The sequence below is a fragment of the Sedimentitalea sp. XS_ASV28 genome (assembly GCF_041224545.1).
Classification (GTDB): domain Bacteria; phylum Pseudomonadota; class Alphaproteobacteria; order Rhodobacterales; family Rhodobacteraceae; genus Sedimentitalea.
In genome coordinates, this window is sequence record NZ_JBGFGP010000065.1 from 1 (window position 1) to 6,392 (window position 6,392).

Consider the following 6,392-nt stretch of genomic DNA (forward strand, 5'->3'; position numbering starts at 1 on the left):
CGTCGGCATGCCCGCCTCTTGCTCCTTGATCATCCCGATAATCTGCGCCTCGGTAAAACGGCTCTTTCGCATTCGTCTGCTCCTTCAAGGTTGGGCAGACTCTACATCATGATGAGGGATTTCGCGGGGGGCAGGTCAAGCCGCATGGCGACGCTCAACGAGGTACCTGCTCCTTTGCACCTGCGCGCCAATGAAAACTATCGCAAGGCGTTTGCGCAGGCTCAGGCATTTCTGGAACGCACGGTGCCGCTGATCGACGGTAGCGATGAAATCTTGCGTGCATCGCTGGGCAAGGTATCCGAGGATGCGTGGTCCATCCGTCTCGCGATGCGAGAAATGACGAGCCTCGGGCTTGCGCAGTTCACGGAGATGTCGGAACTGCGCAGACGGGATGTTGCGATCACGCTGTTTCGTTTGGCGGTCGTCGTCGCCGGGCTGATTGTGGCGCTTGCGCTCGCCGTTGCATGGCTGGTGCGTCTGAACAATCAGCTGGCACTGCGCCGTAGGGCAATTTTTCAGACCGCCAGCCGACTGAACACGATTATTGCCACTTCTCTGGACGCGATTATCGTGTGTGATGCTAGGGGATGCATACTCGAGTTCAATCACGCGGCAGAAGTCACGTTTGACCGCACGGTGGCGGAAGTCGTTGGGCGAAACGTGCTTGATGTCACATGTCCGCCAGAATTGCGCAGCGGATTTCTGGAGCAGTTCAGACGATACCGCAAAGGCAAGAACCCGAATTTTGTAAGACGTGGCCGGATCGAGCTCGAGGCGATGCGTCGCAATGGCGAGAGGTTTCCCGCAGAAGTGGCCGTGCAGGCGGCACATACCGATAATGGTCACATCTTTATTATCTTCGTCCGGGATATCTCGGCGCAGGTACAGGTTGAATCCGAATTGGTCGATGCCCGCGATCGGGCGCTGGCGGGAGAGCGGATCAAGACCGAATTTCTTGCGACGATGAGCCACGAGATCCGGACGCCGTTAAACGGCTTGCTCGGCAATCTCTCGCTGTTGCGCAACACCGATCTGGCGGGGCGGCAGGCCCGTATTGTCAGCGACATGGAAACATCGGGAAAGCTGCTCTTGCGGCATGTTTCCGATGTGCTCGACATCACGCGATACGATACCGGAAACCTGCGGCTCGAACATGTGCCGACGAACCTGGACCGGCTGGTCAAGGACCTGATCGACAGCCAGTCCGGAACCGCTTCGGGGCAGGGCACCACGATGAGCTGGCAATGGATCGGCGAGCCGATGCATTGTGTTTCCGTGGATCCTGACCATTTGCTCCACATCCTCCAGAACCTGATCGCGAATGCGGTCAAGTTCACCCATGCAGGGCATGTCTCGATCACGGCACAGGCCTTGCATTACGACGATGGCGCGCATGAAATCATGTTCCGCGTTCGCGATACGGGGATCGGGATTGCCGCAGACCTGCGCGAGACGGTCTTTGACGATTTTGTGACCGGTGATGCCGCCTATGATCGTCAATTCGGCGGGACGGGGCTTGGTCTGAGCATCGCGCGGCGGTTCGCAACCGCGATGGGAGGCGATATCGGGCTGGACGAGACCGATGGCACGGGCGCGTCTTTCTGGGTCCGGATCCCGGTGGAGCCGTGCGACCCGATGGCCGAGGCCGCGTCGCAGGACGTTACCGATGCAACGGTCAAGGCCGCCCCGAGCCTGAGTATCCTGGTTGTAGAAGACAACGAGATCAACCGTGTCGTTGTCTGCGAAATGCTCGAGAGCGCGGGGCACCACGTGACGATGGCCCATGATGGCAGTGCCGGCGTCATGTTGGCCGCGCGTACGCGCTTTGATCTGATCCTCATGGATATCAGCATGCCGGTCATGGATGGCCGCGCCGCGACACGTGCCATCCGGTCAGGTCGCGGCGCCTCTGCAGATGCTCCGATCATCGCCTTCACCGCGAATGCGCTGGCCGAGGAACAGGCCGCATTTCTGCAAGACGGGATGAACGGGATCCTGACCAAACCCCTGTCACAGGAGGCTCTGGCCGAAATCATCGATAAGTTCACGGCGTTCCGGGGGGAAACGCCGTCGGCGCCGGTCGATATCGACCACCGCCAGCAGACGCTGATGGCCTTTGGCCCGGATGGGTATGGAAGATTGCTGGGCAAGTTCATTGTCGAAACAGAAGACCTGATCGACGACCTTTCCCGGAGGGATGGCCCCGGCGATGCCGAAATCGCCCGCCGCTGTCATCAGGTCGCGGGCAGCGCCGCCGTGTTCGGCGCCACCGCGATGCGCGATAGCCTCCGGACCATCGAAATCGCACTCGAGGCCGATGATTCCGGAACCGTTGCGGCACAACTGGCCTGTATCGTGCAGATCTGGGAAGAGACCAAAACCAGCCTGCAACCCTGATGCACGACGTCGGGGTTGCATGACACAGCCGCGGTTGCAACAAATCGTCTGTCAAGCAAGAGGAGAGCGGGATGAAGCGTATGCTGACTGAATTCGGGATGGGAACCTCGCTTCGGCGCGGTGACTATACCGAGGCGGCGCGACGGGCAGTCAAGGATGCCCTTTGGCACAACTCGATCAATATGGCCGAACTGTTCGGTTTTCCCAAGGATGCGATGCAAATCACTGTCGAGATCGGCGTGCAGCGACCTGATCAGGTCGATCCGGATGCTATCCTGGCTGTGTTTCCATATGGCCAGCCATCGGTCGCGGTTCGCGAGGGTGGCCTTGATATCGCGCGTCCCGATGGGGATGGCAATCCGACGGTCATTGCCAATGCCGCGATTTCAGTGAGTTTTGACATGGAGCGCGCCGATGTCTGAGCAGCGGGTGATCATAGAGATGGGCACGGGGAACGATCAATACGGGATGGACTATACCAAGGCCGCCGCCCGCGCGATCGAGGATGCGATACGCCACTCGGCCCTGCCGATATTTGCGTCGCTCGACCTGAGCACCGACGCCATGCGGGTTCAGGTGACGGTCGCTGTTCAGGAGCCGGACAAGGTCGATACCGGTGCACTTGCAGCAAAACTGCCACGTGGCCACGCCGAGGTTCGTGCGGTCAAGGGTGGATTGAATGTCGAGAATCCTGCCGGCAACACGATCGTGGTCGCGTCAGCGGCGGTTGAGGCCTTCTTGCCGCCGCAGGCCGGATGGAAGCTGAGGCGACAATAGGGGCCGGACAGCGGCTTTCCAGCCGATCAGGGCGTCGCACGCTTGCGGCGTGCTGCCCAGTTCGACCCGATCCTCTCGCGCACGTCAGCGGGTTCGAGCGTTAGCGCATCCAGCAGATCGCGGAGGTCGCTGCGCGCCGCATGTAGCTGGTCGATCAGCGATATGATCACCGGCACCGACTCTTCGTCGAGATCCAGATCGTCGCACAGCTCGCAGAGCAACCTGATCCGCGCCAGGTCGATTTCGCCAAAGCGGGGGCCGGAACTCGATTGCTCGGGCACAATGATTTCGGCCGACACGAATTGGGTCAACCGGGCTTTGGTCAGGCTGCCAATGGCGGTTATCACCTGGGTTTCGCTATAGCGGATGCTCATGTCTTCATCGCCTTTCGCGGATCGTATTGATGCTGACTGCGCCAATCTTCCATGAAACGTGCGAGATCATCGTCGATCGCGGGTGGCATGACCACCGAGATTTCAACTCTTTGATCGCCCGGAGAGCCCTTCGCCGGTTTCACTCCGCGACCGCGCAGGCGCAGGACCCGGCCACTGCTGGCGCCCTTTGGAATGCTGAGATTTACCGAGCCTTCGATTGTCGGCGTCGCCACCTTCGCTCCCAGAACGGCCTCGTCCAGGGTGATCGGAAGCGTCAGAACGATATCGTTGCCGTCCCGGCGAAAGAACGGGTGCGGACGCACCGACAATGTCACCAAAGCGTCGCCCGCAGGACCATCGCCAATGCCCGGGTTGCCCTTGCCGCGCAGGCGGATGGTCTGCTGGTCATCCGTTCCGCGCGGTATCGACACTTCCAGGCCCTGACCGTCGGGCAGGGTGATCCGGGTCTTGCCACCATTGACCGCCGTGAGAAAGTCGACCTCGAGCGTATAGCGCGCATCCTGCCCCCTGGCGCTAAAACCGCCAAACCCGCCATGCCCACGGGCGCCCGCATGTTCGCGCGCGCGTATGAACTCGGCAAAGATGTCGGAGGCGTCGGCAAAGTCGCCCGGATGCGGGCCACGCCGATAGGGGTTGTCGGCACTTTCCGCAAAATCACGATAATATTGCCGCTGCTGTTGCTCCTGCCCGCTGGCGTCGATCTCTCCCCGGTCGAACCGGGCGCGCGTCTCGGGGTCTTTCAACAGGTCATGGGCCGCCGATGCAGCCTTGAACCGCGCCTCGGCGGCGGCGTCGTCCGGATTGAGATCCGGATGATTCTCGCGCGCTATCTTGCGATAGGCTTTCTTTATTTCATCGGTGGTTGCCGATTTGGTCAGACCAAGTGCGGCATAGGGATCGGTGCTCATCTGTCTGCGTTCAATTCAGGTCCGCGCAATAGGTGCGGAAAATTGCTGTACTGTCAGACAATATCAAGGATGCGATGGATCAGGTTTCAACCCCAAAAGAGCGAAACGGACGTCACACCCATTTCGCCAGCGGCGGAAGGCTCATCAAAACCGCATTGGCGTCATGCCCGGTTTCCAGCCCGAACCGGGTGCCCCTGTCGTAGACAAGGTTGTATTCCGCATACAGGCCCCGGTGAATCAACTGGGTATCCTTGTCCGCGTCGGACCACCGGGTTGCCCGGCGGCGTTCGACCAGCGGCAGATAGGCGGGAAGAAAGGCACGTCCGATATCCTGCGTCAGCGCAAAGTCCGACTCCCAGTCCCCGGTGCAATAGTCATCCATGAAAATACCGCCAACGCCACGCGCGCGGCCCCGGTGCGGCACGTGGAAATAGCTGTCGGCCCACTCCTTGAGGCGCGGATAATGTGCGGGCCCGTGCGGGTCGAGATATTGTTTCTGGGTGGCGTGAAAATGTGCGGTGTCGTCGTCATATTCGATACACGGGTTCAGATCGGAACCACCACCGAACCACCAGCCATGCGGGGTCCAGAACATGCGGGTGTTCATATGCACCGCCGGCGCGTGCGGGTTCTGCATATGGGCGACCAGCGAAATGCCCGAGGCCCAGAACCGCGGATCTTCGGCCATCCCGGGCAGCCCCTTGCGCGCGGCCATTGCCGCCTGTGCCCGCTCCCCGAGCACGCCATAGACGGTAGAGATGTTGACGCCGACCTTTTCGAAGACACGTCCGCCACGCATCACGCTCATCAGACCGCCACCGGCATCCGAACCGTCCTGTGAGGCGCGTGTGGTCTCGCTGACATCGAACCGGCCCGCGTCGCGGTCCGACAATGGCCCTTCGACATGGCTCTCTTCCAGCGTCTCGAACGCCGTAACGATCCGGTCACGCAGCTCCCGAAACCAGGCCGCAGCCGTCGCCTTCTGTTCCGCCATGTCGTCACTCATCCGTCGTCCTGCCTTTTTTCCTGCTGAAAATATCCCGGGGAGCGCGAGGGGCTGGCCCCTCGCACCGTCGCCGGTCGTCAATGAGCGGGTGCGGCGACCGGGTCAAGCAGCGTGCGCCCGCCATCCACCGTGATGACCTGCCCGGTCATGAAACCGGACGCTTCAGAGGCCAGAAACTGTGCCGCGTCAGCCACTTCTCCGGCGGCCGCGACGCGGGCAAGCGGGGTATGTGTTTCGATGTCCTGCCGATAATCGCGATGCTCCTTCAGGATCGACTTCAGGGATGCACTCATCACCGACCCAAAGGCCACCGCATTGACCCGGATCCGGTTCGGAGCCAGCGCCACTGCCATGGACCGGGTCATCTGGTCGAGCGCCGCAGAACTGACCGAATAGGCCAACAGGTCGGGATGGGTGCGGCGCGCGGCGATCGAACTCAGGTTGATGATCGACCCGGCCTGCTTTTCGCTCTCGGGATCGGCCTGCTTGATCATCCGTCGCGCCACGATCTGGGTCAGGCGATAGGCGGGCATCAGGTTCTGGTTGAGCAGGGCAATGACCGAGTCGTCGTCGGGATCCAGCGGATTGGATGGCACCACCTGCCGCGATCCGTTGACCAGGATATCGATTTCGTCGAACGCGTCCAGCGTGGCCGACACCAGGTTGGCAACGGTCAGGCGCTCGCGCAGGTCTCCGGCGAAATACCGTATATTGCTGTCGTCGAGCTGCTCGCCCAATTCGGTCTTGAGTTGCTTTTCATCCATGTCGGCTGACCTGCCCCCCTTCGGTCCCTCGTTCATAACGAGAGTCTGCGGGTTTGATCTTGATAATCATGGGTTTCGGTTTGGGCAAGCGCGCCGGGCGCGGAGCCCTCAAATTGCTCAAGCGCTCGGCGCGCTTGCAGTGGCG

6 protein-coding genes and 1 pseudogene are annotated in these 6,392 nt (G+C 61.1%); 3 read left to right on the forward strand and 4 right to left on the reverse strand.

The genetic code is table 11. From position 1 onward, the window contains the following. The first annotated feature begins 144 nt into the window (after window positions 1-144). The 3 genes from AB9K34_RS02745 (at window position 145) to AB9K34_RS02755 (ending at window position 3,174) form a co-directional block, all read left to right on the forward strand. Window positions 145-2,397: an ATP-binding protein gene (locus AB9K34_RS02745; RefSeq protein ID WP_369952916.1), complete on the forward strand. Its 2,253-nt coding sequence runs from the start codon at window positions 145-147 to the stop codon at window positions 2,395-2,397. Between the two features lie 71 nt (window positions 2,398-2,468). Continuing rightward, window positions 2,469-2,819, forward strand: a complete 351-nt coding sequence (locus AB9K34_RS02750; protein WP_369952917.1) for a Lin0512 family protein — start codon at window positions 2,469-2,471, stop codon at window positions 2,817-2,819. Next, window positions 2,812-3,174 carry a Lin0512 family protein gene (locus AB9K34_RS02755; protein ID WP_369952918.1) on the forward strand — a complete coding sequence of 121 codons (363 nt, stop codon included), beginning with the start codon at window positions 2,812-2,814 and terminating at the stop codon, window positions 3,172-3,174. Before AB9K34_RS02750 ends, AB9K34_RS02755 begins: the two co-directional genes overlap by 8 nt. A gap of 26 nt (window positions 3,175-3,200) precedes the next feature. Here AB9K34_RS02755 and AB9K34_RS02760 read toward each other — a convergent pair whose 3' ends face one another. From AB9K34_RS02760 to AB9K34_RS02775, 4 genes and pseudogenes are all read right to left on the reverse strand, one after another. Next, window positions 3,201-3,548 (reverse strand): chaperone modulator CbpM, encoded by a 348-nt coding sequence (locus AB9K34_RS02760; protein ID WP_369952919.1) that lies wholly within the window; start codon window positions 3,546-3,548, stop codon window positions 3,201-3,203. Then, a complete protein-coding gene (locus tag AB9K34_RS02765; protein WP_369952920.1) occupies window positions 3,545-4,477 on the reverse strand; it encodes a DnaJ C-terminal domain-containing protein in 933 nt (310 codons plus the stop codon). Before AB9K34_RS02765 ends, AB9K34_RS02760 begins: the two co-directional genes overlap by 4 nt. Window positions 4,478-4,589: 112 nt before the next feature. After that, a complete protein-coding gene (hemF, locus tag AB9K34_RS02770; RefSeq protein ID WP_369952921.1) occupies window positions 4,590-5,483 on the reverse strand; it encodes an oxygen-dependent coproporphyrinogen oxidase in 894 nt (297 codons plus the stop codon). Between the two features lie 77 nt (window positions 5,484-5,560). Next, a pseudogene (locus tag AB9K34_RS02775) lies at window positions 5,561-6,253 on the reverse strand (SDR family NAD(P)-dependent oxidoreductase); the annotation flags it as partial. Window positions 6,254-6,392: the final 139 nt, after the last annotated feature.